Raw genomic sequence first — 24,349 nt, forward strand, 5'->3', positions numbered from 1 at the left:
TTCGTCGCTAGTTGTGCTGCTGGGCGATCGCCTCGTACACCATGCCGACCAGCAGTTCATCCGCGTCCCTGCGGCCGAACTCGGAGGCCGCGCGGGACATCTCGTACAGCCGGTGCGGGTCTGCGAGGACCGGGAGCACGGTGTTCTGCACCCATTCCGGGGTCAGTTGTGCGTCGTCGACCAGCAGGCCACCGCCGGCGTTGACCACCGGCTGGGCGTTCAGCCGCTGTTCGCCGTTGCCGATCGGCAACGGGACGTAGGCGGCGGGCAGCCCGACGGCGGACAGTTCGGCGACGGTCATCGCGCCCGCGCGGCAGAGCATCATGTCGGCCGCGGCGTAGGCGAGATCCATCCGGTCCACGTACGGTACCGGCACATACGGCGGCATTCCCGGCATGTTGTCCACATGCGGCATTTCATTCTTCGGGCCGACCGCGTGCAGCACCTGGATGCCCGAGCGCTGGAGCGCGGGGACGGCGGCCTGGATGACTTCGTTGAGCCGGCGGGCGCCCTGGGAACCGCCGGACACCAGCAGCGTCGGGAGGTTGGGGTCGAGCCCGAAGGCCGCCCGCGCCTCGGGGCGGACCGCCGCGCGGTCGAGGGTGGCGATGGTGCGACGCAGCGGAATGCCGACGTAACGGGCCCCGCGCAGCTTGCTCTCGGGGGTGCTGACGGCGACGAACTTGGCGTACCGCGAGCCGATCTTGTTGGCCAGGCCGGGGCGCGCGTTCGCCTCGTGGACGACGATCGGCACACCGAGCCGCTTGGCTGCGAGGTAGCCGGGCAGCGCCACATAGCCGCCGAAGCCGACGACGCAGTCCGCCTTGGTGCGCTCCAGGATCTGCTCGGCGGCCTTGATGGTGCCGCGCAGCCGCCCGGGGACGGTGATCAGTTCGGGGGTGGGCTTACGGGGCAGCGGGACGGCCGGAATCAGACCCAGTTCGTAGCCGCGCTCCGGGACGAGCCGGGTCTCCAGGCCCCGTTCCGTGCCGAGTGCCGTGATCCCCACGGTCGGGTCCTGCCTCCGCAGTGCGTCCGCGAGGGCGAGCGCGGGCTCGATGTGGCCGGCGGTCCCCCCACCGGCGAGTACGACATGCACCGAAATTCACCGCTCTCCGGACGGTCGCTTCTTGACGCGCCGTCTCATCGTCTTCCATCTCACCCCAGCCGGTTTCCTTGCGAAAACCGGCTTCCGCGTCGCCAGTGCGGCCAATGCCGCCCGAGCCGCGGGCTCGTCACGCGCGAAGGCGATCAGCAGCCCGATGGCGAACATCGTCGGCAGCAGGGCGGAACCCCCGTAGGAGAACAGCGGGAGCGGGACGCCGGCGATCGGCAACAGGCCGAGCACCGCACCGATGTTGATCACGGCCTGGGCCGTGATCCAGGTGGTCACGCCTCCCGCGGCATACCTCACGAAGGGGTCCTCCGTGCGTCCGGCCACGCGGATACCCGCATAGCCTAGAGCCGCGAAGAGGGCGAGCACCGACAGCGTCCCCGCCAGACCCAGTTCCTCCCCGGTGATGGCGAAGATGAAGTCGGTGTGCGGTTCCGGGAGTTCACCCCATTTTTCCATACTCGCACCGAGCCCGGAACCGAAAAATCCGCCTGAGGCCAGTGCGTAGATGCCGTGGACGGCCTGCCAGCACTGGTCGCCGGGGCCGGGATCGGTGGCCCCGATGCAGGCCAGGCGGGACATGCGGTTGGCGCTTGTCTTGATCAGCAGGGCCCCGATGGCCGTCGCGGCGCCCAGGACGCCGACGAACAGCCGCGTGGGGGCGCCCGCCAGCCACAGCAGGCCGAAGAGGATCGCCGTGAGAATGATCGCGGTTCCCATGTCCCCGCCGAGCATGATCAGCCCGAGCAGCAGGAAGGCGACCGGGATCAGCGGCACCAGCAGGTGCTTCCACTGCGCCAGCAGCTTCTTGTCGTGCTTGCGGGCCAGCAGATCGGCGCCCCACAGGACGAGCGCGAGTTTGCCGAACTCGCTGGGTTGCATCTGGAAAGGGCCGCCGAGGTTGATCCAGTTCTGGTTGCCGTTGACCGCGACCCCTATCCCCGGCACCTGTACCAGGCACATCAGGAAGACCGAGACGGCCAGCAGCGGGTAGGCCAGGGCGCGGTGCATCCGTACCGGCAGCCGCGCGGCACACAGCAGCAGAACGCCGCCGATGACCGCGGCCAGCAGCTGCTTGCGGAAGAAGAAGCTCGGCGCGAGCCCGGACTGGAGCGCCTTGATCTGCGAGGCCGAGTAGACCATCACCAGGCCGAGCACGGTGATCAGCAGGCTGCCGCCGAGGATCAGGTAGTACGCCGTCAGCGGCCGGTCCCAGGCCCGCTTCGCCCGCGTGTACAGGCGCCGGAGGCCGCCCGGCCGGCGGCTGCCGCGGGGCGGGCGGGGTGCGGTGACGAGCCGCCGCCGCGGACGCGGCGGAGCCGCCTTCGCCGATCGGGCCGTCATCCTCGTCCCCTCCACAGGTGCTCGCCGCAGGTCGTCGACGCGAGCGGGACGAGCGGACTACTGGGCTCGCGCGCGCAGCTCGCGCACCGCTTCGGCGAAGGCGTCGCCCCGCTTGTTGTAATTCACGAACATGTCCATCGAGGCGCAGGCCGGGGCCAGCAGGACCGTGTCACCGGGCTGGGCGAGACCGGTCGCTTCGCGTACCGCCTCGGGCATCGCCCCAGTGTCGGTCCGGTCGAGGTCGACCACCGGGACATCCGGGGCGTGTCGCGCCAGGGCTTCGCGGATCAGCGCGCGGTCGGCGCCGATCAGCACCACCCCGCGCAGCCGCTGCGCCGACTTCGCCACCAGCTCGTCGAAGGTGGCGCCCTTGGCGAGCCCGCCGGCGATCCACACGATGTGCTCGTACGCGGCCAACGACGCCTCGGCGGCATGGGTGTTGGTCGCCTTGGAGTCGTCGATGTACGTGACGTCCGCGATGTCCGCGATGTACTGGATGCGGTGTGCGTCCGGGTGGAAGGCCCGCAGCCCCTCGCGTACGGAAGCGGGGCGCACGCCGAAGGCACGGGCCAGCGCCGCCGCCGCAAGGGCGTTGGCGATGTTGTGCGGGGCGGGGCTGCCGGAGCCGGGCGCGATGTCGGTGATCTCGGCGAGTTCCTGGGCCTGTTGCTGCCGGTTCTCGACGAAGGCGCGGTCGACGAGGAGTCCCTCGACCACACCGAGCTGGGAGGGTCCTGGGGTGCCGAGGGTGAAGCCGACGGCGCGGCAGCCCTCTTCGACGTCGGCCCCGCGCACCAGGTCCTCGGTCGCCTTGTCGGCGACGTTGTAGACGCAGGCGACGGTGTTGCCCTCGTAGATCCGGCCCTTGTCGGCGGCGTACGCCTCCATGGAGCCGTGCCAGTCGAGGTGGTCGGGGGCGAGGTTGAGTACGGCCGCGGAGTGCGCCCGCAGCGAGGGCGCCCAGTGCAACTGGTAGCTGGAGAGCTCCACCGCGAGGACGTCGTAGGGCCGTTCGCCGTGCTGCCCCTGGCCGAGGACGAGGTCGATGATCGGGGTGCCGATGTTGCCGACGGCCGCGGTGTGCAGGCCCTCGGCCTCCAGGATGGCGGCCAGCATCCGGACGGTGGTGGTCTTGCCGTTGGTGCCGGTGACCGCGAGCCAGGCCGCGGCGTCCGGGCCGCGCAGCCGCCAGGCGATCTCGACATCGCCGACCACGTCCACGCCGGCCTCGGCCGCCGCCGCGAACAGCGGGCTGTCCGGCTTCCAGCCGGGCGAGGTGACGACGAGGTCGGTGCCGTCGGGCAGGGTCTCGCCGTCGCCGAGGCGCACCGTGATGCCGGGCGCCGCCAACTCGGCGGCGGCGGCGCGCTGCTTGTCGCCGTCGCCGCCGTCCACGACCGTGACGCGGGCGCCGAGGCCGGCCAGCGCGCGGGCGGCGCTGCTGCCGCTCACGCCCAGGCCGGCAACGGTGATGTGCTGCCCTGCGAAGTCCCGCGTGGTCACTTGGCCGCCTGCCAACCGCCGTAGAAGACACCGAGTCCGACGATCACGCACATGCCCTGGATGATCCAGAATCTGACCACCACCAGGACTTCCGACCATCCCTTCAATTCGAAGTGATGTTGAAGTGGCGCCATGCGGAAGACCCGCTTGCCGGTCAGGCGGAAGGATCCGACCTGGATCACCACGGACATGGTGATGAGGACGAACAGGCCGCCGAGTACCGCCATCAGCAGCTCGGTGCGGGAGCAGATCGCCAGGCCGGCCAGCGCGCCGCCCAGGGCCAGCGAACCGGTGTCCCCCATGAAGATCTTGGCGGGTGAGGTGTTCCACCACAGGAAGCCGAAGCACGCGCCCATCAGGGCGGAGGCGACGACCGCGAGGTCGAGTGGATCACGTACCTCGTAACAACCGGGGCCCGCGGTGATCTGGTTGGCGCACGACTCCTGGTGCTGCCAGATGCCGATGAAGGTGTACGCGCCGAAGACCATCACCGAGGCGCCGGTGGCCAGGCCGTCGAGACCGTCGGTGAGGTTCACGCCGTTGGACATCGCCAGGATCATGAACAGCGCCCAGATCACGAAGATCACCGGGCCGATCTGCCAGCCGAAGTCCTGGGTGAAGGACAGCCGGTCGGATGCCGGTGTCTGTCCGCGCAGGTCGGCGAATTGCAGCGAGAGCACCGCGAAGGCGATGCCGACGATCAGCTGCCCGGCCATCTTCGCCTTGGCCCGCAGGCCCAGCGAACGCTGCTTGACGATCTTGATGTAGTCGTCGAGGAAGCCGACCAGGCCCATCCCCGCCATCAGGAACAGCACCAGCACACCGGAGAAGGTGGGGTCGCTGCTCGTGATGACCTTGGTCAGCGCGTACGCGATGATCGTGGCCAGGATGAAGGCGATGCCACCCATGGTGGGCGTACCGCGCTTGCTGTGGTGGTCCCGCGGTCCGTCGTCGCGGATGAACTGCCCGTAGCCCTTCCGGGCCAGCAGTTTGATCAGCACCGGAGTACCGATCAGGGTCAGGAAGAGCCCGATCATTCCGGAGAAGAGGATCTGCTTCATCGAGTTCATCGGGCCGCGGACCCGCTCTCGGCGCCCTGCACGCCCTCGCCGTCCAGCAATGCCGCTGCGACCCGCTCAAGGCCCACCGACCTGGAGGCCTTCACCAGTACGACGTCCCCCGGCCGCAGCTCGCTGCGCAACAGGTCGACCGCCGCCCGCGTGTCGGACACGTGCACCGACTCCTCACCCCACGAACCCTCGTTATAGGCGCCCATTTGCAGCCAGGCCGCTTCCCTGCCGCCGACTGCCACGAGCTTGCTGACGTTGAGCCGGACGACCAGGCGTCCGACCGCGTCGTGTTCGGCAAGTGCGTCCTCGCCCAGCTCGGCCATCTCACCGAGCACCGCCCACGTGCGCCCGCCCGTCGCCTTGGCGGCTGCGCCCATCGCGACCAGCGCTCGCAGCGCCGCTCGCATGGACTCGGGGTTCGCGTTGTAGGCGTCGTTGACGACCGTCACGCCGTCCGCGCGCTCGGTGACCTCCATCCGCCACCGGGAGAGCGTGCCGGCTTCGGAGAGCGCGGTGGCGATCTCGTCCACGGACATGCCCGACTCATGGGCGACGGCGGCCGCGGCGAGCGCGTTCGACACGTGGTGCTCACCGTACAGCCGCATGGTCACATCGCTGCACCCGGAGGGTGTGTGAAGCGTGAAGGCGGGCTGACCGAGGCCGGTGAGCCGGACATTCTCGGCACGTACGTCGGCTTCCGGTGCCTCGCCGAACAGGACCGTGCGGGCCTTCGTGCGGTCCGCCATGGCACGGACGTACGGGTCGTCGGCGTTGAGCACGGCGATACCGCCGTCGGCCGCAGCGGGGAGCGCCTCGACGAGTTCGCCCTTTGCCAGGGCAATCTGCTCACGGCCGCCGAACTCGCCGATGTGCGCGGTGCCGACGTTCAGCACCACACCGATCTTCGGCGGGGTGAGCGCCGCGAGGTAGCGGATGTGGCCGACGCCGCGGGCCCCCATCTCCAGGACGAGGTGCCGGGTGCCGTCGTCGGCGCGCAGCGCGGTGAGCGGCAGGCCGATCTCGTTGTTGAGGTTGCCGTCCGGCCAGACGGTCGGCCCGTGCCGCTGCAGGAGCTGGGCGATCAGGTCCTTGGTGCTGGTCTTGCCGGCCGAGCCGGTGAGGGCGACGAGGTTGGTGCCGAGGCGTTCGACGACGGCGCGGGCCAGCGCGCCGAGCGCGGCGACCACGTCGTCGACGACGATCGCGGGGACGCCGACCGGACGGGAGGCCAGCACGGCTGCCGCTCCGTCGCCGACGGCGCGCTGCGCGAAGTCGTGGCCGTCGGCCCGTTCGCCGGCGAAGGCCACGAACAGGCTGCCGGGGCGGATCTCGCGGGAGTCCTTCACGACCGGCCCGGTGACCTGGAGTTCAGGATCCGGTATGTCGTGCTGCTGCCCGCCGACGATGCTCGCGATCTCGGCGAGGGACAGGGAGATCACAGGTCACCCCCGGTGAGCGGCGGAAAATGCCAACAGAAGGGTTGTGCGCGCATGGCGGTGTGTCATCCCTGGTGGTTCGGCTGCTGCACGGTCAACGAGGCTTCGATGGCCTCGCGCAACACCTGGCGGTCGTCGAAGGGGCGGACCACTCCGGCGATGTCCTGGCCCTGCTCGTGGCCCTTGCCCGCGACGATCACGGTGTCGCCCGGCTCGGCACGGGCGACGGCTGCGGCGATGGCCGCCGCGCGCTCCTCCTCGACGAGGACGGTGCCACGCTCGTGGATCGGCACCTCGGCGGCGCCGGAGAGCATGGTGGCGAGGATCGCCAGCGGGTCTTCGGAACGCGGGTTGTCGGAGGTCAGCACGGCCGTGTCGGCGAGACGCGCGACGGCGGCGCCCATCGGGACGCGCTTGTGCGGATCGCGGTCGCCGCCGCAGCCCAGCACGGCGTGCAGCTTGCCGTCGGTCACCTTGCGCAGCGCCCGCAGAACCGATTCGACGGCGTCCGTCTTGTGCGCGTAGTCGACGACGGCGAGGTAGGGCTGGCCCGCGTCGACGCGCTCCAGGCGGCCGGGGACACCGGGGACCGCGGCGACGCCGTCGGCCGCGGTCTGCGGGTCGACACCGGCGACGACCAGCGAGGTGATGGCGGCGAGCGCGTTGGCGACGTTGAAAGGACCGGCGATCGGCGAGGCGGCCTTCAGGTGCTCGCCGTTGGGGCCGAGGACGGTGAACGTCGAGCCGAGGGTGCCGACCTCGACGTCCGCGGCCCGCCAGTCCGCGTCGGGGTGGCCCTCGGCGGAGAAGGTGGTCACCGGGACCTCGGACTCGCCGTCGGCCAGCCGCTTGCCGTACGCGTCGTCGAGGTTGACGACGCCGGCGCGGCTGCGGGCCTTGGTGAACAGCCGGGCCTTGGCCTGGAAGTAGTCCTCCATGCCGGAGTGGAACTCCATGTGCTCCGGGCTGAGGTTGTTGAAGATCGCGACGTCGAAGACGCAGCCGTCGACCCGGCCGAGCATCAGGGCGTGGCTGGAGACCTCCATGGCGACCGCGCGGACGTCGCGCTCGCGCATGACGGCGAACAGCGCCTGCAGTTCGGTGGCCTCGGGAGTGGTGCGCTCGGACTTGATCCGCTCGTCGCCGATGCGGGTCTCGACGGTGCCGATCAGGCCGGTCAGCCCGCCGTCGCCCTTGGCCGCGGTCGGCAGGCCGCCGCCGTCCGCACGGGACAGCGCCGCGCGCAGGCCCCCCTCGATGAGGTAGGCGGTGGTGGTCTTCCCCGAGGTGCCGGTGATGCCGATCTGGAGGAGGTCGTCGCCCGGCGCCCCGTAGATGGAGACGGCCAGGGCGCCCATCCGGGAGCGCGGGTCGTCGACGACGAGCACCGGGAGGCCGGTCGCCGCGGCGCGTTCCTCGCCCGACGGGTCGGTCAGGACCGCGGCGGCTCCGAGGTCGGCGGCCTGCGCGACGAAGTCGGCACCGTGCAGACGGGCACCGGGCAGCGCGGCGTAGACGTCACCGGGGCGGACCGCACGGGAGTCGTGGGTGATGCCGGTGACCACAACGGGCCGCGCGGCGTCAGCCGCTCCGGTGGAGCCGGTGCCTGCACCGGGATGCGCGCCGGAGGCCGGAGCCGGGGTGCCCAGCTGCTCGGCGAGTACCGCCAGGGGGGTGGGGCGGACCTGCTCGGGGCGGGGCGCTCCCGGGTATTTACCGGGTGCGTCCTTCTGGGCGTTGGGGGACTGATCAGCATGTGACACGGCGGTGAGCGTACCGGGCTCGGCGGCTTTGAGGCGAAGTGAGGGGTGTGCGCAGGGGCGGTTGCCGGGGTGCGGAGACCCGTGGGGGGTGATGGTCGTCACGGCGATGTTGCCTCGATTTCATTCGCCTGGCGTGAAGGTGACGGGCAGCCGCGGCGCCTTCGCGCCGCTCGGCGGGACCTGCAGGGTTTTCAGCGCGAACTGCATGACCTGCTGGTAGATCGGGCCGCAGACCGAGCCGCCGAAATAGCTCCCCTTGGTGGGGTTCTGCACGGCGCAGTAGACGGTGATACGGGGCTTGTCGGCGGGCGCGAAACCGGCGAAGGACGCGGTGTAGCCGTGGTACCTGCCGGTCTTCGGATCCACCCGGTTGGACGTGCCGGTCTTACCGCCGACGCGGTACCCGTCGATCTTCGCCTTGGCTCCGGTGCCCGCCTCGTCGTCGACCACCGATTCGAGCATGGTGGCGAGCTGCGCCGCGGTCTTCGGGCTCACCACGCGGTTCTTCTGCGGCGTGGGCGCGGGTACGTACTGCCCGTCGGGGCCCGTGGTGCCGCTGACCAGGGTGGGGGCGATGCGCTCGCCGCCGTTCGCGATCGTGGAGTAGACGGAAGCGGCCTGGACGGCGTTGAGCGACAGACCCTGGCCGAACGGGATCGTGTACTGCTGCGAGGTGTTCCAGTCCTGGGGCTTGGCCAGGATGCCGTCGGTCTCCCCGGGGAAGCCGAGTCCGGTGGGCCGGCCGATGCCGAACTTGTGGAGGTAGGAGTGGAGCACCCGGTTGGCCTCGGGCTGGGTCTTGCCGAGCTGTCCCGTGGCGAGGATGGTCCCGATGTTGCTGGACTTGGCGAGCACGCCGTTGAGCGTGAGGTGCCAGGTGGGGTGGTCGATGTCGTCGGAGAAGAGCCGGTCGCCGCGGTGCAGCCGGTTGGGCACGGTGACCCGGGTCGCCGGGGTCGCGGCGCCCTCCTCCAGGACGGCGGCCATCGACATCAGCTTGCTGGTGGATCCCGGTTCGAAGGCGTCGGTGAGCGCCGCGTTGCCCAGCGCCGCCGGGTCGGCCCCTGCGATGTGGTTGGGGTCGAATCCGGGCGCGTTGGCGAGCGCGAGGATCTTGCCCGTCCTGGTGTCCTGGACGACGACGTAGCCGCGGTCGGCCTTGGACTTCGTGACCTGTTCGGAGATGGCCTTCTGGGCGGCCCACTGGATGTCGCGGTCGAGGGTGAGCTGGACGTCGGTGCCGGGGACGGCGGGGTGTTCCTGGGCGTCGGCCGTCGGCACCCGGCGGCCCCCGGACTGGGCGTAGACGAGCTTGCCGTCCTTGCCCGCGAGCTTCGTGTCGAGCCGGGCCTCCAGGCCGCCCGCGCCCTTGCCCTCGCTGTTGACGAAGCCGAGGACGCCGGCCGCCAGTTCGTTGTTCGGGTAGATCCGCTTGCTGTGCCGGTCGGCGAAGATGCCGACCAGGACGTTCGGGCGCGGCGCGGACCTGGGCGCGGCGGCGGCCTTCGCGTTGAGGCTCGCCCGCAGGTCCTTGATCCGCTTCCACACCTGCGGGGTCTGCTGGCGCGCGAGCAGGACGTAACGGGACGAGGACTTGCCGAGCTTCCCGGCGAGGACGGCCCGGTCCTCGCCGAGGATCGGCGCGAGCAGCGCGGCGGCCTGCTGCGGCGCGTCGTCGATCTTGGTCTTGTCGGGCGCCAGCAGGCTCGGGTCCGCGGTGATGTCGTACGCGTCGACGGTGGTGGCGAGGTCCACGCCGCTCCGGTCGGTGATGGTGCCGCGCTCGGCGGCCAGCTTGACCGGGACGTAGCGGTTCACGTTGGCCCTGGCCGCGTACGCGGCGGCGTCGACGGCCTGTACCTGGAACAGCCGCACCGCGAAGACCAGCATGACCAGCGTCAGCGCGACGGCGACCAGCCGGAGCCGGGGCCGGGGGCTGCCGAGCCGGATCGGGCCGGCGGGCCGGGGGCGGGCGGGGCGCGGCGCCGACGTGGGGCGGCGGGCCGCCGGTGGCTTGCCCGACGCGCCGGACCTGCCGCCCTTCGGCGCCGTCGCCTTCCCGGCCGCCGGCCTGCCGGACGGGCGGGCGGCGGGCCGCCGCTGCCCTTCGCTCCGGCCGCGCTGCGCGGGCCGCGGCACCCGGCGGCGCGGTTCCTTCGGCCCCGTCATGCCGCCCCCTCCGGACGCGGTGCGGACGCGGTCGCGGACGCCTGCGGGGCGCCGGGCGGCCGGGGGACGCCTGCGTCGTAGGGCGCAGCGGCCTCGTACGTCACGGGTTTCACCTGCCGGATGTCGTCGGGGAAGGGACGGTCGCGGGGACGGCGGGGGCGCCCGGGGACGCGGCGCCGGACGGGACGGGCGGGGCCGCCGGGCGGGGCGCGCCAGGCGAGGCGGACGGGACGGGTACGGACGGCGCGGCCGTTGGGGACGGCGTGGCCGGCGGCGAGCCGGAGACGGCCGCCGACACGGGGACGCCGGATGCGGCCTGCGTCCCCGGGAGCGACGGCGTGGCGGGTGCGCTCATCGGCTCCGGCTCGGCCGTCGCCTCGCTCGGCTTGCCCCGGACCGTACCGTCCGGATTGAGGAACGCCGGGTTGCCGCCCGGGACCATGCCCAGCTCCCGGGCGCGCCTCTCCAGCGCGCCCGGCGCGGATTTGGCGTCCACTTCCTGCTGGAGTGCCTGCTGGTCGTCCGTCAGCCCGTCGGTCTTCTTCTCCAGCTTGCTCAGTTCGAACGACCCTTGGTTGAGCGCCGAATTGAGCATCAGCAGGGTGATCAGACCGGAGCCGAGCAGGACGACGACCAGGAGGACGAAGGGCGTGCGCGCGGCGGCTGAGCCGCCCGAGGGGAACAGCGCCGAGAGGCGTGAGCGCCCCCCGCGCGAACGCCCCCGGGCGGTCACGCGATGTCCTCGCGGATGCGTTCGGCGCCGCGCAGCCGCGCCGGCGCCGCCCGGCGGTTCTCGGCGACCTCTTCCTCCGTGGGCAGTTCGGCGCCCCGGGTCAGCAGCTTCAGGCGCGGCTGGTACTGCTCGGGCACGACCGGCAGGCCGGGCGGAGCGGTGTTGGCCGCGCCGGCCGCCAAGACCTGCTTGACGATCCGGTCCTCCAGCGACTGGTAGGAGAGGACGGCGATCCGCCCGCCGACCGCCAGTGCCTTCACCGCGGCCGGCACCGCCCGCTCCACGCTGGCCAGTTCGCCGTTGACCTCGATGCGCAGGGCCTGGAACGTGCGCTTGGCGGGGTTGCCGCCGTGCCGCTTGGCGGCCTGCGGCAGCGCGTCACGGATCAGTTCGACCAGCCGCGCGCTGTTGCGGAACGGCTCCTTGGCGCGCTCGCGTACGACCGCCTCGACGATCCGCTTGGCCTGCTTCTCCTCTCCGTAGGAGCGCAGGATCCGGACCAGTTCACCGGGTGCGTAGGTGTTGAGGACGTCGGCGGCGCTGATGCCGGTCGTCTGGTCCATCCGCATGTCCAGCGGTGCGTCCTGGGCGTAGGCGAAGCCGCGGTCGGCCTCGTCGAGCTGCATGGAGGAGACGCCGAGATCGAAGAGGACACCCTGGACGCGCGGCAGCCCGAGGCGTTCCAGGACGTCGGGAAGTTCGTCGTAGACCGCGTGCACCAAGGTGGCGCGCTCGCCGTAGGGGGCCAGCCGCTCCCCCGCGAGCCGCAGCGCCGACGTGTCGCGGTCGAGCGCGACGAGCCGGGCCGAAGGAAAGGTCGACAGCAGTGCCTCGCTGTGTCCTCCGAGGCCGAGCGTGCAGTCGACGACGACCGCTCCGGGTTCGGCGAGCGCGGGGGCGAGCATGTCCAGGCAGCGCCTGAGCATGACGGGCACGTGACGCGTGTTGCTGCTCATGCGCCGACCTCGCTTCGCTCGGTGGGCCCGCTTCCGCAGAGGGCGCACCTCATTCTGATTCGCTCGCTGCGCTCGCTCATATGCCTTCCGATGGGTGAGCGGCAGGAGGGGTTCCCCGGCCGCTGGCGGGGGATGTGCCGCACGTACCGCTTGGTCCCCGCCCGCTCTGAAGGGGAAATGGCTCTCCGGCGACGGGGAAGTGGCGTCGGAAGGCCGGTGGAGCGGGAGGAGGCCGAGCCGTACGTGTGAGGTGCACGCGAGGGATCCGGGATCCAAGGAGAGCGTCACGCCTCCCACTTCGCGCCACTTTAGTCCACCGCCTGCCCCGGTCAATCAACCGGTTCCGCGCGTCCCGCGGCGGCTTTTCCGCCCGCCTCTCACCCGGACGGCGGCACGGTAACGGTTCCTGTCGATTACGTCACAAGGACCAATGTCGTCCCCTATGCCCGCCCTTACATGCAGCCGGATCGGGCGCCGCCTATTACGGTGACTTCATGTCCATATCTGCGTCGCAGCCGCTGCCGCCGTCCGCCGACGGCTCCGCCGTTCCTGCCGGTGACACCGTCACCGACCGTCTCGTCGAAGCAAACGCCCACTACGCCGCCGCTTTCACCGATCCCGGCATGGACGCCCGGCCGGTACTCAAGGTCGCCGTGGTGGCCTGCATGGACGCCCGGCTCGACCTCCACGACGCGCTGGGGCTCGAACTCGGCGACTGCCACACCATCCGCAACGCGGGCGGCGTGGTCACCGACGACATCATCCGGTCCCTGACCATCAGCCAGCGCGCCCTGGGCACCCGTTCGGTGGTGCTCATCCACCACACCGGCTGCGGTCTGCTGGGCCTCACCGAGGACTTCCGCCACGAGCTGGCGGCCGAGGTCGGGCAGCGGCCCACCTGGGCCGTCGAGGCGTTCAAGGACCTCGACGAGGACGTGCGGCAGTCCATGGAACGGGTGCGTACCTCGCCGTTCCTGCTGCACAAGGACGACGTCCGCGGCTTTGTCTTCGACGTCACCACCGGTCTGCTGCGGGAGATCGACCCGCAGCGCTGACCTCCGCAGGAGTGCCGGGTGCGGGGCGGTGCCCCGCACCCGGCTGTGTCCTGTCCCGGGCCGTGCCGGTGTGCCGCCGTTCCGGACGACTCGCACGGCGCGGGTGGCCGGAACGACGGGGAGAGCCGGGAGGGTCGGGACATATCGCCGTCAGTTATCCACAGCCCATGACGTGAGGCGCGATCGGCGGTGAGAATGCCTGAGTGACGTCGTCGCGGCCCTGGCCGGCACGACGCCGCATACGGGGTGGGGCCGGGTCCGTACGGAGGGCGCCGGCCCTGACAGGGGTATCCCCCGCTTCACCGGAGCGCGGGGAAGGGCCGAGGAGGGCCGGTGACGACGTATGACGAGCGAGCGAGCCTCGTTGATCTGACCACCACAGCTGAGCGGGTCCACCGTTCGGTCGAGGAAGTCATCGAGGGCAAGCCTGAGGTCGTACGGCTCGCGCTGACCGTGCTGCTCGCCGAGGGGCACCTGCTCATCGAGGACGTTCCCGGTGTCGGCAAGACGATGCTGGCCAAGGCGCTGGCCCGGTCCATCGACTGCTCGGTGCGGCGGATCCAGTTCACCCCGGACCTGCTGCCGTCCGACATCACCGGCGTCAGCATCTTCGACCAGCAGCGCCGCGACTTCGAGTTCAAGCCCGGCGCGATCTTCGCCCAGATCGTGATCGGCGACGAGATCAACCGCGCCTCGCCCAAGACCCAGTCCGCGCTGCTGGAGTCGATGGAGGAACGGCAGGTCACGATGGACGGGCAGACCTACGAACTGCCCAGTCCCTTCATGGTGGTGGCCACCCAGAACCCGATGGAGATGGAGGGCACCTACCCCCTCCCGGAGGCGCAGCGGGACCGCTTCATGGCGCGGGTGTCCATCGGCTACCCGAGCCCGGCCGCCGAACTGCAGATGCTGGACGTACACGGCGGCGCCTCCCCGCTGGACACGCTCCGGCCGGTGGCGGACGCCCAGGACGTCGTGGACCTGATCGACGCGGTGCGGACGGTGCATGTCGCCGATGCGGTGCGGAGATACGCCGTCGACCTGGTGGCGGCCACCCGCGGCCACGCGGAGCTGCGGCTCGGCGCCTCGCCACGGGCGACGCTGCATCTGCTGCGCGCGGCGAAGGCGGCGGCGGCGCTGGCCGGGCGGGAGTACGCGCTGCCGGACGACGTGCAGTCGCTGGCCGTGCCGGTCCTCGCGCACCGCCTGCTGCCCAGCTCCCAGGCGCAGCTGAACCGCAGGACTGCCGAACAGATCGTGCTGGAGATCCTGCACCGCACGCCGGTCCCCACCCCGTCGGCCGCCCCGTCGGCCACGCCGTGGCCACACGGCGGCGACCGGCAGCCCGGCGTCCGGGGACTGTGATGTCCGGCGGGGGCGGCGTGGGGACACCGGAGCCCGGCGGTCTGCGGGCCGCCTTCGGTGGCCTGACGACCCGTGGCCGGTCGTTCCTGGCCGCCGGTATCGCCGCCGCGGTGTGCTCCTACCTCCTGGGGCAGGCGGACCTGCTGCGCGTGGGACTGCTGCTGGCCGCGCTGCCGCTGGTGTGCGTCGTGGTCCTGCACCGCACCCGCTACCGCGTCGCGGGCAGCCGTACGCTCGCCCCCGCCCGGGTGCCCACCGCCGTCGCCACCCGCGTGGGGCTGCGCGTCGAGAACATCTCGCGGCTGCCCACCGGCGTGCTGATGCTCCAGGACCGGGTGCCCTACGTCCTGGGGCCGCGGCCCCGGTTCGTACTGGACCGGGTGGAGGCAGGCGGCCGGCGCGAGGTGTCCTACCGCGTCCGCTCCGACCTGCGCGGCCACTACCCCCTGGGCCCGTTGCAGCTGCGGCTTTCCGACCCGTTCGGGATGTGCGAGCTGACCAGTTCCTTCAGCACGTCGGACACCCTGACCGTGGTGCCGCGCACCGAGCCGCTGCCACCGGTCCGGCTGGCGGGCGAGACCCCCGGGTACGGCGACGGCAGGCAGCGCTCGCCTGCTCTGGCCGGCGACGACGACGTCATCCCGCGCGGCTACCGCCACGGCGACGACCTGCGCCGGGTCCACTGGCGGTCCACCGCGCGCCACGGCGAGCTGATGGTGCGCCGTGAGGAGCAGCCGCAGAAGGCCCGCTGCACGATCCTGCTCGACACCCGGCGGACGGTCCATCAGGGAAGCGGCCCCGATTCGGCGTTCGAATGGGCGGTCTCCGGCGTCGCCTCCACCGCCGTGCATCTGATGGAGCGCGGCTTCTCCGTCCGGCTGCTGACCGACACGGGCCCGGCGGTATCGCACACCGAGGGGAGCGGCGGTTTCGCGGGCGGCGCGGAATCCGCCGACACCGGTCTGCTCCTGGACACCCTCGCCATGGTGGAGCACTCCGACGGGGAGGACCTGTCCCCGGCGTACGAGGCGCTGCGCGCCGGCCAGGAAGGGCTGCTCATCGGGTTCTTCGGCGATCTGGACGCACAGGGGGTGGCGGTGGCCGCCCGGATGCGGCGGCGCAGCGGCGCGGCGGTCGCCTTCGTCCTGGACGGCGACGCGTGGACGCGGGGACCTGCCGGGTCCGGGCACGCCGGCGTCCAGGCGCCGTTGGCCGACCGCCTGCGGCTGCTCCGCGAGGCGGGCTGGACGGCCCTCCCGGTGACCCCCGGCGCCGCCCTGCCCGACCTGTGGCGCTCCACCAACCGCACGGGCGGCATACCTCCGGACGACCCGGCAGCGGCGGCCCCGGCAGGCCCCGCCGACCACAGCACGGCAGGCACGGCAACGGGGGCGGGGAGCGGAGCATGAACAGGCGGGGAAGCAGCGGGCGCACGGGCCTCGGGTACGGCCGACGGGCGCACGGCAGGGGGAACGGCTCCGCGTACGGCGGGCGGAGCGGGGCCCTGCGGCGGAGCGGGGCCGGGGCATGAGCGGCCGGGCGCGGCTGGCGCTGTGCGCGGCGGTGGCGACGCTCTGCGCGTCCTGTGCGCTGCTGCCGCTGGTCGATCCGTTCACGTGGATGATCCAGGCGGCGGCCCTGCTGGCGCTCGTGACGGGCGTGGGGGCGGCGACCCGCCGGGTGCCGCTGGCCCGGCCGCTGACCATCGTGGTGCAGGCCGCGGTGGGCGTGCTGCTGCTGACCCTGCTGTTCGCCCGCGACCAGGCGATCGCCGGGGTACTGCCGGGCCCCGACGCGGTGGCGGAGGTCGTACGGCTGGTGGAGTCCGGTGTCAGGGATGTGGGCCGGTACGCCATCCCGGCCCCGGTGACGCCGGGCATCCGGCTGCTCCTGGTCGGCGGCGTCCTGCTCATCGGCCTGGTGGTGGACGCGCTGGCGGTCACCTACCGCAGTGCGGCGCCCGCCGGGCTTCCGCTGCTGGCGCTGTATTCGGTGGCGGCCGGGCTGGCCCAGGACGGCGCCGGCTGGCTGTGGTTCCTCGTCGCGGCGGGCGGCTATCTGCTGCTCCTCCTCGCCGAGGGCCGCGACCGGCTGTCCCAGTGGGGCCGGGTGTTCGGCGGCCCCGACCCGGCCCGTTCCCCCCTCGGTGTGCCCGGCTTCGGCGCCGGCGGCCCCGCCCTGGCCCCGGTCCGTACCGGCCGCCGGATCGGGGCCCTGGTACTCGGCATCGCCCTGGTCGTGCCGGCCGCACTGCCCTCGCTCGGCGGCGGGCTGCTCGGCCCGTCCGGCGGCGACGGCTCCGGCGACAAGGGCGGCACGATCTCGGCGGTGAACCCGCTCGTCTCCCTGCAGAACAGCCTGAACCAGCCCGAGGACAAGGAAGTCCTCAACTACCGCACCACCGCGAGCGACACCCGCGACATGTATCTGCGGATCGTGGCCCTCGACCAGTTCGACGGCACGGCCTGGAAACCGTCCGAGCGCAAGGTCATGGACGTACCGGACGAGCTGCCCCGCCCCCGGGGCTTGCCGACGACGTGGACGCCACCCGCGTGAACACCTCGATATCGACCGCCGAGTGGTACGGCCAGAACTGGCTGCCGCTCCCCTACCCCGCCTCCCGCGTCGACATCTCCGGGCAGTGGCGCTTCGAGCCGGAGGGCCGCACCCTGGTCGGGGACCGCGGCCAGACCACCCGCGGCATCCAGTACCAGGTGGAGAGCCTGCGGGTGCGGCCGACGGCCCAGCAGCTGGCCACCGCCCCGCCGCCGCCCGCGAAGCTGCGGCAGGAGTTCACGAAGGTCCCGGCTTCGCTGCCCGACGTGGTACGGACGACGGCCCGGCAGGTGACCCGGGACGCGGTCTCCCCGTACGACAAGGCCGTCAAGCTGCAGGACTGGTTCGCGTTGGACGGTGGGTTCAGCTACAACACCGAGGTCCGGGCGGGCAGCGGCTCCGAAGCCATCGCCCGCTTCCTGAAGCAGAAGGAGGGGTTCTGCGTCCACTTCGCGTTCTCGATGGCCGCGATGGCGCGCACCCTGGGCATACCGTCCCGGGTAGCGGTCGGCTTCACCCCGGGCACCCGGCAGCCGGACGGCACGACGTCGGTCGGCCTCAAGGACGCGCACGCCTGGCCCGAGCTGTATTTCGAGGGCGCCGGATGGACTCGTTTCGAGCCGACGCCGAGCCGTGGCAGCGTCCCCGACTACGCCCTTCCCGACAACCCGCGCGACAACGACCCGTCCGCCCCCGCCCCGGAGACCTCGCATCCCGCCGCCCCGTCGGACCGCCCGTCGGCGGATCCGACCTGCGCCCCCGGCACCCAGCAGGGGGCCACCGGCTGTGCGGCGCTGCCCGCGGAATCGGGCGGCGGCCCGTCGGACGGCGGCACCTCCCCCTGGACCGTCGCGATCCTCACGGTCGCCGCCCTGCTGGTCCTGCTGCTCCTCGCCACCCCGCTGCTGTGGCGGACCCGGATGCGTACGCGCCGGCTCGGCGGGGGCGCCGGTACCGACGTCCTCGCGGCCTGGAGCGAGCTGATCGACACCGGCTGGGACTTCGGTATCCCGCCGGACAGCGCCCTCACGCCCCGCGGCACGGCCACCCGGCTGGCACGCGTCGGCGAGCTGGAGCCGGAGGCCGCGGACGCCGCCCACCGGATGGCCGCCGCGGTCGAGGAGTCCCTGTACGCCCCGCGCCCCCGCCCCGTACCGGCACCGGCCGCGGACGTGCGGCTGGTCCGCGCCGGTCTGCACGCCCGCGCCTCCCGCGCCCAGCGGCTACGCGCCCGTTTCGTCCCCCGCTCAGCCGCCCGGCTGCTGTGGTCCCTCACCGCCCGCTGGACGGCCTTCCGTCTCCGCTGCACCACCAGCCGCCCGGCGACCGCCTCCCGACGCGCGGCGGCAGCGCTGCGGCCGGGGGGACGGGGGGCCTAGCGGGTTCCGTTCGGATCAGCCGGCCAATCCGAACGGACCTGCCGGCCGGTCCCGCGGCGGAGACCGACGGCACCGGGGCAGCCGCGGCGGCGGGACGGCTGCGCTCTGCTCGGCGCCGGCCGGTGTGTGCGGTCGGCGGGCGGGGCGCTCACGTCGACGCCTTCAAATGGCCTGAACGGAACTGCCCTCCGTGGACGGAACGACAAGTCCGTCCACGGAGGGCAGTTCCGACGAACCGATCCGGTTCGTGCGGGCGCGAAAGATTTGCGCAGCGAGAAGCAACGTAGAAGCAACGTGACAAAAAGGACTCGGCGAGAGGGAAACGCAAGGTCAGCTGAGGCGGGGGCCTCAGTGGCCCTGCTCGTCCCTTCGGCGTTGCCAGCGGTCCTCGATGCGGTTCATCATCGAGCGCCGTGCCCTGGCCTGCCGACGCGCGGCGGCCCCGCCCGCTTTGCCCGGAGCCGCGCCGGACTTCTGCTCACCCGGCTTCGGTGCCTTGCGCCATCCCGTGACGGCCAGCACCGCGCATCCGAGCATCACGAGGAAGCCCACCACGCTGATCCAGATCTGCTGCGCGACCATGCCGGCCATGAGCAGGCCGATACCCACCAGGAAGCCCACGACCGCTTGGTAGACCCGTCGCCGGGTATACGTACGCAGCCCGCTTCCTTCAAGCGCTGTCGCGAACTTGGGATCTTCGGCGTACAGCGCTCGCTCCATTTGCTCGAGCATGCGCTGCTCGTGCTCCGAGAGCGGCACGGAGTCCTCCTACTCGTCGGTCGCGGGGGGCGACCGGGTGCGACCCTTTCAGGATAGGCAGGGAATCGCCCCCGTGAAACCCGCCCCTCTGCGCCAGTCCACTGTCCGGGCCGCCAGGGCGGCCGGTGGTGATGCTGCCTGCATTCCCCACCCGCCTATCCGTCATGCCGGAACGTCGTACCTCGATCATACGGGGCGAAGGGGCTGATCGGGTGGCCGGTGGCCGACTGCGCCCGGCAGTCGGCCGGACCGTGAAGAATCAGCCGCGCTCGGCGAGGACGTGCAGCTGGGTGGCGACGGAGTGGAACGCGGGCTGCTCCGCGGCGGCGGCTTCGAGCTTCAGCAGCGCCTCCATGGCACCCGGCTCGGTGTCGACGAGTACGCCGGGGACCAGGTCGGCGAAGACCCGTACGCCGTGCACCGCGCCGACGTGCAGGCCCGCGTCGGTGACCAGGCCGGAAAGCTGCTCCGCGGTGAACCTGCGGGGCACCGGGTCGCCCTCGCCCCAGCGTCCCGAGGGGTCGGTGAGCGCCTGGCGGGCCTCGTTGAAGTGACCGGCCAGGGCGCGCGCCAGGACGGCGCCGCCGAGACCGGCGGCGAGCAGGCTGAGGGTGCCGGCCGGGCGCAGTGCGGCGACGACGTTCCGCAGCCCCTCCGCCGGGTCGTCGACGTACTCCAGCACGCCGTGGCACAGCACGGCGTCGTAGCCGCCGCGGTCGACGACGTCGAAGAGGCCGCCCGCGTCGCCCTGGACCGCGCGCACCCGGTCGGCGACGCCGGCCTCCGCGGCGCGGCGTTCCAGGGCGAACAGGGCGTTGGGGCTCGGGTCGACGACGGTGACGCGGTGGCCGAGGCGGGCCACCGGCACGGCGAAGTTGCCGGTGCCGCCTCCGGTGTCGAGGACGTCCAGGTCCTCGCGCCCGGCGGCCACGGCCCGGCGCTCCAGGGCGTCCTTGAGAACCTCCCAGACCACGGCGGTACGAAGGGATGCGCGCGGGCGCAGCGGGTCAGACACGGCGGGTGGCTCCTCGGCGGGGGCATGAACATCTAGGCGCCCACCACCCTATTGCGTCCCACGACCTGCGCAGCCTGCGGCGTCTCCCGACGTCACCCCGGGTCGCCGCCACCTCCGGACGGGCTGTGATCGCCCGGAGGCGGCAGCGGCCATCGGGGGTTCCCGAAGCTGCCGTCATCCCGCCCGCTGGGGTGGCAGGGACGGCTGGAGCAGCAGCATCCGTTCCACCAGGCGCAGGAACATTCCGGCGTCGCGGATGAGGTCGTCGGCATCGCGGCGGCCGGCCGCGCCGGTTATGCCTGCCTCGGCCTTGGCGCGGCGGTCGGCGCCCGCGGCGAACAGGGCGCTCCACTCGGTGAGTTCGGGCGCGACCTCCGGAAGCACCTCCCATGCGCTGCGGATGCGCCGCCGGCGGCGGAGCGTGGCCTCCGGTCTGCCGCGGACGGCCAGCACGGCCGCCGCGGTGCGCAGTGCGGCGAGGTGCGCGGCGGCGAAGCGCTCGTTGGGGGTTTCCAGGGTTTCTGCCTCCGCGAGGCCCTGCTGGGCCTGGATGAGCAGGTTCAGGGCGGCGGGTGGAGCTGCCGCGCGCCGCAGGACGGGGTGGACATCGCTCGGGGGACCGTACGCAGCGGAGCTGCCCGTGAGGGGACGAGCTGCCATGACGAACCTCCTGTCGTCGCAAACCGGTTCGGAACCGTCTGACCCCATCGTGAGGGACACCACTGACAAACGGCCCTGACCTGCCCTTTCCATCGAAGGGTCAGGGAAAAGGGGGCAGACAGGCACTCTCGGGGGCTGCGCGGACGGGCCCCGGGTTCTTCGGCGTCATCCGCCCGTATCCACCGGTGAGTTGTCCCGTGGAAGGGCTGCACCGGTTCCGTCGTCGGTGCGGCGGCGCGGCGGTGCTCACGTCCCTGCGTCCGGAGCTGAGCCTGTGCGCGCGGCACGTGCCAGGACCGGCACAATCACCCTCATGGACAGCTCCCACACGCGCCGCGACGCCACTCGGCGCAAGCTCTTCGAAGCCGCGGTCACGCTCATCGCCGAACAGGGCTTCTCCTCCACCACGGTGGACGAGATCGCCGAGCGTGCCGGGGTCGCGAAGGGCACGGTCTACTACAACTTCGCGAGCAAGAACGTGCTCTTCGAGGAACTGCTGCGGCACGGCATCGAGCTGCTGGCGACCTCGTTGCAGGCGGCGGCCGACGAGGTGGCGGACCGGGGCGGTACCAGGATCGACGCCCTGGACGCGATGATCAGGGCCGGCCTGGACTTCATCTCCCGCTATCCGGCGCTCACCCAGCTCTACGTGGCCGAACTGTGGCGCACCAACCGTGCCTGGCAGTCGACCTTGATGGTGGTGCGGGAGCGGGCCGTCGCGGTGGTGGAGGGTGTGCTGCGGGAGGCGGTCGGCAGTGGGGAGCTGAGCGAGGAGATCGACGTTCCGCTCACCGCGTCGGCGCTGTTCGGCATGGTGCTGGTGGCGGCGCTCGACTGGCAGTCGTACCAGCCGGACCGGTCGATCGACGAGGTGCACGCCGCGCTGTCGCGGCTGCTCCAGGGGCGGATCAGCGGGCGCCCGGCCTGAGTCCGGCCGCCTCGTGACGGCCCGGCGGTCCTGCCCGGCCGGGAGGGGCCGACAAAAAAGCGCGCTGCCCTGGCGCGGATCGTTCCCCCATCGATCCGACCAGGACAGCGCTTCCCCCGTGCTCCCCCGTGCTCCCCCGTACTTTCCCCCGTGCTTCCCCCGTCACGTCCGGGATGCCGCGCCGTACCGCCGCCCCGTGCCGGCGGTGCGGCGCCGCGTCCCTTCGGTGATCTCTACTTTGTCGTCCTGGCAGGTCGCGGCCCATCCGCGTAGCTACTCATCTCGGCGTCTGAGTACGTGTACTCACACGTGAGCACCTGGCCCCAGCACTGTCCTACGATCGTCGGCGTGTCCGTACTTCCGTTGGTATTCACCAGTGGCTGGGCCAGCGGGATCAACGCCTACGCCGTCGTTCTGCTCTTCGGCCTGCTCGGCGCGACCGGAGTCACCGATGAGGTGCCCGCGGCGCTGCAGCGGCCCGATGTGCTGATCGTCGCCGGGGTGCTGTTCCTCTGCGAGGCCGTCGCCGACAAGATCCCCTACGTGGACTCCGTCTGGGACGGGGTCCACACCGTCATCCGGCCGATCGCCGGCGCCGTCGTGGCGGCGCTGCTGGCCGGGCACGACGGCTCGCTGCCCGAGCTGGCGGCGGGCGCCGTGGGCGGCTCCACGGCGCTGCTGAGCCACCTGGTCAAGGCGGGGGCGCGGATCGCGGTCAACACCTCGCCCGAGCCCGCGAGCAACATCGTGCTGAGCCTCGTCGAGGACCTGGGGGTCGCCGGGCTCATCGCGTTCGCCGTCTTCCATCCGGTGGCCGCGGCGGTCATCGCCGGTGTGCTGCTGGCCGGCGGTATCGCGTTGGTGGTGCTCCTCTGGTCGCGGATCCGCCGGTACCTGCGCCGCAGGCGCCTGCGGCGCGAGGAGAAACGGTCGGCGGCCACGGGCGGGGCGGCAGCCGCACCGCGCTGAGGCGGCCGTGGGCGGCTGCGGTTCGGGCGTTGTCAGTGGGCCCGGATAAAGTCGCAGGCATGGCACGGATTGCGGTGATCGGCGCCGGGATGGGCGCGATGGCAGCCGCTGCCCGGCTGGCCGTCGCGGGCCACCGGGTGGCGGTGTTCGAGCGCGACGCGACGTACGGCGGCGCGGTGCGGCGTATCGAGCGGGACGGCTTCGGGTTCGACACCGGCCCCCAGCTGCTGCATCTGCCCGCGGTCTACCGCGACCTGTTCGTCAAGACCGGGCGGCAGCCGCTGGAGAGCTGTGTCGGGCTGACGCAGGTCGATCCGGCGAGCCGTCATGTCTTCGCCGACGGCACGGCGGTGTCACTGCCGAACGCTTCACGGGCCGGGGTGGTCGCGGCACTTGACGGGGCGCTGGGCGCCGGTGCGGGAGAGCGCTGGAGCGCGCTGGTCAACCGCGCCAGGGAAGCCTGGGACGCCACCCGCAGGCCGCTCCTGGAGGAGCCGCTGCGGGCGGATCGGCAGGCGCTCGGGCGCGATCCGTATCCGGCGGTGCGGCGGCGCGGGTGGTTCGGGCGGGGCAAGGGCCCGACGACCGCCACCCTGGCCGAGGCCGCCCGCAGGGAGCTGGCCGATCCGCGGCTGATCGCGCTCCTGGAGAGCCATGCCACGGCGTACGGCTACGACCCGCGCAGCGCACCGGCGAGCGCCACCGTGCTGCCCTACATGGAGCAGACGTTCGGGAGCTGGTATCCGTCCGGCGGGATACGGGCGCTCGCGGACGCCCTGTACGCGCGCTGCGTCGAGCGCAAGGTGGAGTTCACCTTCGGCGCCGAGGTCACCCGGATCGTCGAGGAGGACGGCCGGGCCGCGGGGGTCGAACTGGCCGAAGGCCGGGTGGCCGGCGCGGACTTCGTGGTCGCGGGGATCGCGCCCGCACTGCTGGGGCCGATGCTGCGGGACGGGCTGCCGTGGGGCGCCGACGACGCCGCCACCGGATCGGGGGCCGGGCGCGCCCCGGCCCGGATGACGGTGGCACTCGCGCTGCGCGGGCCCAGGACCGGGGACGCCGCGCACCGGACGGTGGTGCACACCGACGACCGGGCGGCGGAGCTGGCGGCGGTCTTCGACGGCGGGGCGGCGGGCGCCGCGCGGCCGACGGTGACGGTCCTGCGCCCCGACGATCCCGCGTCCCGGCCCGATGACGGCCATGAGGCGGTGACGCTGACCGCCGTGGTCGCCCCGCCGGGCCAGGGCGGGGCGGCGGCCGGTGCGGAGGCGGTGGCCGACCGGATGACGGAGCTGGCCGAGGCCGCCGTGCCGGGCCTGCGGGAGCGGGTGCTGTGGCGGGAGGTGCTGCCGCCGTCCGGGGACGCCCTGGTGCCGGGGCCGGCGCTGGCGGGCGCCGGAGGGCGCTTTCTGCGGCCCGCCAACCGCACGCGGATACCGGGGCTTTACGCGGTCGGCGGCTGGTCGCATCCGGGCGGCGGGCTCGCGCACGCCGGGATGTCGGGTGCCATCGTCGCCGGCCTGATCGTCAACGGCGACGACTGGCAGGGCTCGACGTGAGGCGCCCGGCGGTGAA

General features: G+C 72.6%; 18 protein-coding genes and 1 pseudogene. 7 read left to right on the forward strand and 12 right to left on the reverse strand.

Annotated features, from left to right (window positions below; genetic code table 11):
* Nucleotides 1–7: 7 nt before the first annotated feature.
* The 9 genes from murG to rsmH all read right to left on the reverse strand — a co-directional run bounded on the left by murG (nt 8) and on the right by rsmH (nt 12,088).
* Nucleotides 8–1,099: an undecaprenyldiphospho-muramoylpentapeptide beta-N-acetylglucosaminyltransferase gene (murG, locus tag ACIBK8_RS13805; protein WP_227049004.1), complete on the reverse strand. Its 1,092-nt coding sequence runs from the start codon at nt 1,097–1,099 to the stop codon at nt 8–10.
* 6 nt (nt 1,100–1,105) lie between these two features.
* Entirely contained in the window at nt 1,106–2,458 is a 1,353-nt protein-coding gene (gene ftsW, locus ACIBK8_RS13810) for a putative lipid II flippase FtsW (RefSeq protein WP_399041967.1), read from the reverse strand.
* A 57-nt stretch (nt 2,459–2,515) separates the two neighbouring features.
* On the reverse strand, nt 2,516–3,961 hold the full coding sequence (gene murD / locus ACIBK8_RS13815; RefSeq protein WP_399041969.1) for a UDP-N-acetylmuramoyl-L-alanine--D-glutamate ligase: 1,446 nt from the start codon (nt 3,959–3,961) through the stop codon (nt 2,516–2,518).
* Nucleotides 3,958–5,022 carry a phospho-N-acetylmuramoyl-pentapeptide-transferase gene (mraY, locus tag ACIBK8_RS13820; protein ID WP_393679501.1) on the reverse strand — a complete coding sequence of 355 codons (1,065 nt, stop codon included), beginning with the start codon at nt 5,020–5,022 and terminating at the stop codon, nt 3,958–3,960. The genes murD and mraY overlap by 4 nt, the downstream gene beginning before the upstream one ends.
* Nucleotides 5,023–5,027: 5 nt before the next feature.
* Nucleotides 5,028–6,470, reverse strand: a complete 1,443-nt coding sequence (gene murF / locus ACIBK8_RS13825; RefSeq protein ID WP_399041971.1) for a UDP-N-acetylmuramoyl-tripeptide--D-alanyl-D-alanine ligase — start codon at nt 6,468–6,470, stop codon at nt 5,028–5,030.
* A 62-nt stretch (nt 6,471–6,532) separates the two neighbouring features.
* Nucleotides 6,533–8,332, reverse strand: coding sequence for a UDP-N-acetylmuramoyl-L-alanyl-D-glutamate--2,6-diaminopimelate ligase (locus ACIBK8_RS13830; RefSeq protein ID WP_399041972.1), 1,800 nt, complete (start codon nt 8,330–8,332; stop codon nt 6,533–6,535).
* 18 nt (nt 8,333–8,350) lie between these two features.
* Nucleotides 8,351–10,399, reverse strand: coding sequence for a peptidoglycan D,D-transpeptidase FtsI family protein (locus ACIBK8_RS13835; RefSeq protein WP_399041974.1), 2,049 nt, complete (start codon nt 10,397–10,399; stop codon nt 8,351–8,353).
* A 109-nt stretch (nt 10,400–10,508) separates the two neighbouring features.
* The gene (locus tag ACIBK8_RS13840) at nt 10,509–11,132 is read right to left on the reverse strand and encodes a septum formation initiator family protein (RefSeq protein WP_399041976.1); all 624 of its coding nucleotides are present in this window, start codon (nt 11,130–11,132) and stop codon (nt 10,509–10,511) included.
* Complete coding sequence (gene rsmH, locus ACIBK8_RS13845) at nt 11,129–12,088, reverse strand: 16S rRNA (cytosine(1402)-N(4))-methyltransferase RsmH (RefSeq protein ID WP_399041978.1); 960 nt, start codon at nt 12,086–12,088, stop codon at nt 11,129–11,131. Before rsmH ends, ACIBK8_RS13840 begins: the two co-directional genes overlap by 4 nt.
* A 494-nt stretch (nt 12,089–12,582) precedes the next feature.
* Here rsmH and ACIBK8_RS13850 point away from each other — a divergent pair, with 494 nt between their 5' ends.
* The 4 genes and pseudogenes from ACIBK8_RS13850 (at nt 12,583) to ACIBK8_RS13865 (ending at nt 18,443) form a co-directional block, all read left to right on the forward strand.
* On the forward strand, nt 12,583–13,143 hold the full coding sequence (locus ACIBK8_RS13850) for a beta-class carbonic anhydrase (RefSeq protein ID WP_399041980.1): 561 nt from the start codon (nt 12,583–12,585) through the stop codon (nt 13,141–13,143).
* 333 nt (nt 13,144–13,476) lie between these two features.
* On the forward strand, nt 13,477–14,508 hold the full coding sequence (locus tag ACIBK8_RS13855; protein ID WP_399041981.1) for an AAA family ATPase: 1,032 nt from the start codon (nt 13,477–13,479) through the stop codon (nt 14,506–14,508).
* Nucleotides 14,508–15,917, forward strand: coding sequence for a DUF58 domain-containing protein (locus ACIBK8_RS13860; protein ID WP_399041983.1), 1,410 nt, complete (start codon nt 14,508–14,510; stop codon nt 15,915–15,917). Before ACIBK8_RS13855 ends, ACIBK8_RS13860 begins: the two co-directional genes overlap by 1 nt.
* 118 nt (nt 15,918–16,035) lie before the next feature.
* A pseudogene (locus ACIBK8_RS13865) lies at nt 16,036–18,443 on the forward strand (transglutaminaseTgpA domain-containing protein).
* Between the two features lie 348 nt (nt 18,444–18,791).
* Here the strand turns inward: ACIBK8_RS13865 and ACIBK8_RS13870 are convergent.
* The 3 genes from ACIBK8_RS13870 to ACIBK8_RS13880 all read right to left on the reverse strand — a co-directional run bounded on the left by ACIBK8_RS13870 (nt 18,792) and on the right by ACIBK8_RS13880 (nt 20,877).
* Nucleotides 18,792–19,202, reverse strand: coding sequence for a DUF3040 domain-containing protein (locus tag ACIBK8_RS13870; protein ID WP_393679521.1), 411 nt, complete (start codon nt 19,200–19,202; stop codon nt 18,792–18,794).
* A gap of 259 nt (nt 19,203–19,461) precedes the next feature.
* A complete protein-coding gene (locus tag ACIBK8_RS13875; protein ID WP_399041984.1) occupies nt 19,462–20,217 on the reverse strand; it encodes a methyltransferase in 756 nt (251 codons plus the stop codon).
* A 174-nt stretch (nt 20,218–20,391) separates the two neighbouring features.
* Complete coding sequence (locus ACIBK8_RS13880; protein ID WP_399041986.1) at nt 20,392–20,877, reverse strand: SAV_6107 family HEPN domain-containing protein; 486 nt, start codon at nt 20,875–20,877, stop codon at nt 20,392–20,394.
* A 313-nt stretch (nt 20,878–21,190) separates the two neighbouring features.
* Between ACIBK8_RS13880 and ACIBK8_RS13885 the strand changes: the two genes are divergently transcribed.
* The 3 genes from ACIBK8_RS13885 (at nt 21,191) to ACIBK8_RS13895 (ending at nt 24,333) form a co-directional block, all read left to right on the forward strand.
* Entirely contained in the window at nt 21,191–21,805 is a 615-nt protein-coding gene (locus ACIBK8_RS13885; protein WP_399041987.1) for a TetR/AcrR family transcriptional regulator, read from the forward strand.
* A gap of 348 nt (nt 21,806–22,153) precedes the next feature.
* Complete coding sequence (locus ACIBK8_RS13890; RefSeq protein ID WP_399041988.1) at nt 22,154–22,774, forward strand: DUF4126 domain-containing protein; 621 nt, start codon at nt 22,154–22,156, stop codon at nt 22,772–22,774.
* A gap of 59 nt (nt 22,775–22,833) precedes the next feature.
* Nucleotides 22,834–24,333, forward strand: a complete 1,500-nt coding sequence (locus ACIBK8_RS13895; RefSeq protein ID WP_399041989.1) for a phytoene desaturase family protein — start codon at nt 22,834–22,836, stop codon at nt 24,331–24,333.
* Nucleotides 24,334–24,349: the final 16 nt, after the last annotated feature.

This window comes from Streptomyces sp. NPDC050161 (assembly GCF_044460025.1).
In the GTDB taxonomy this organism is placed as follows: Bacteria; Actinomycetota; Actinomycetes; order Streptomycetales; family Streptomycetaceae; genus Streptomyces.

Coding starts and splice junctions, on each gene's coding strand:
- ftsW (WP_399041967.1), bottom strand. CDS start 2,458: ATGACGGCCCGATCGGCGAAGGCGGCTCCGCCGCGTCCGCGGCGGCGG.
- mraY (WP_393679501.1), bottom strand. CDS start 5,022: ATGAAGCAGATCCTCTTCTCCGGAATGATCGGGCTCTTCCTGACCCTG.
- ACIBK8_RS13835 (WP_399041974.1), bottom strand. CDS start 10,399: ATGACGGGGCCGAAGGAACCGCGCCGCCGGGTGCCGCGGCCCGCGCAG.
- rsmH (WP_399041978.1), bottom strand. CDS start 12,088: ATGAGCAGCAACACGCGTCACGTGCCCGTCATGCTCAGGCGCTGCCTG.
- ACIBK8_RS13850 (WP_399041980.1), top strand. CDS start 12,583: ATGTCCATATCTGCGTCGCAGCCGCTGCCGCCGTCCGCCGACGGCTCC.
- ACIBK8_RS13860 (WP_399041983.1), top strand. CDS start 14,508: ATGTCCGGCGGGGGCGGCGTGGGGACACCGGAGCCCGGCGGTCTGCGG.
- ACIBK8_RS13880 (WP_399041986.1), bottom strand. CDS start 20,877: ATGGCAGCTCGTCCCCTCACGGGCAGCTCCGCTGCGTACGGTCCCCCG.
- ACIBK8_RS13885 (WP_399041987.1), top strand. CDS start 21,191: ATGGACAGCTCCCACACGCGCCGCGACGCCACTCGGCGCAAGCTCTTC.
- ACIBK8_RS13895 (WP_399041989.1), top strand. CDS start 22,834: ATGGCACGGATTGCGGTGATCGGCGCCGGGATGGGCGCGATGGCAGCC.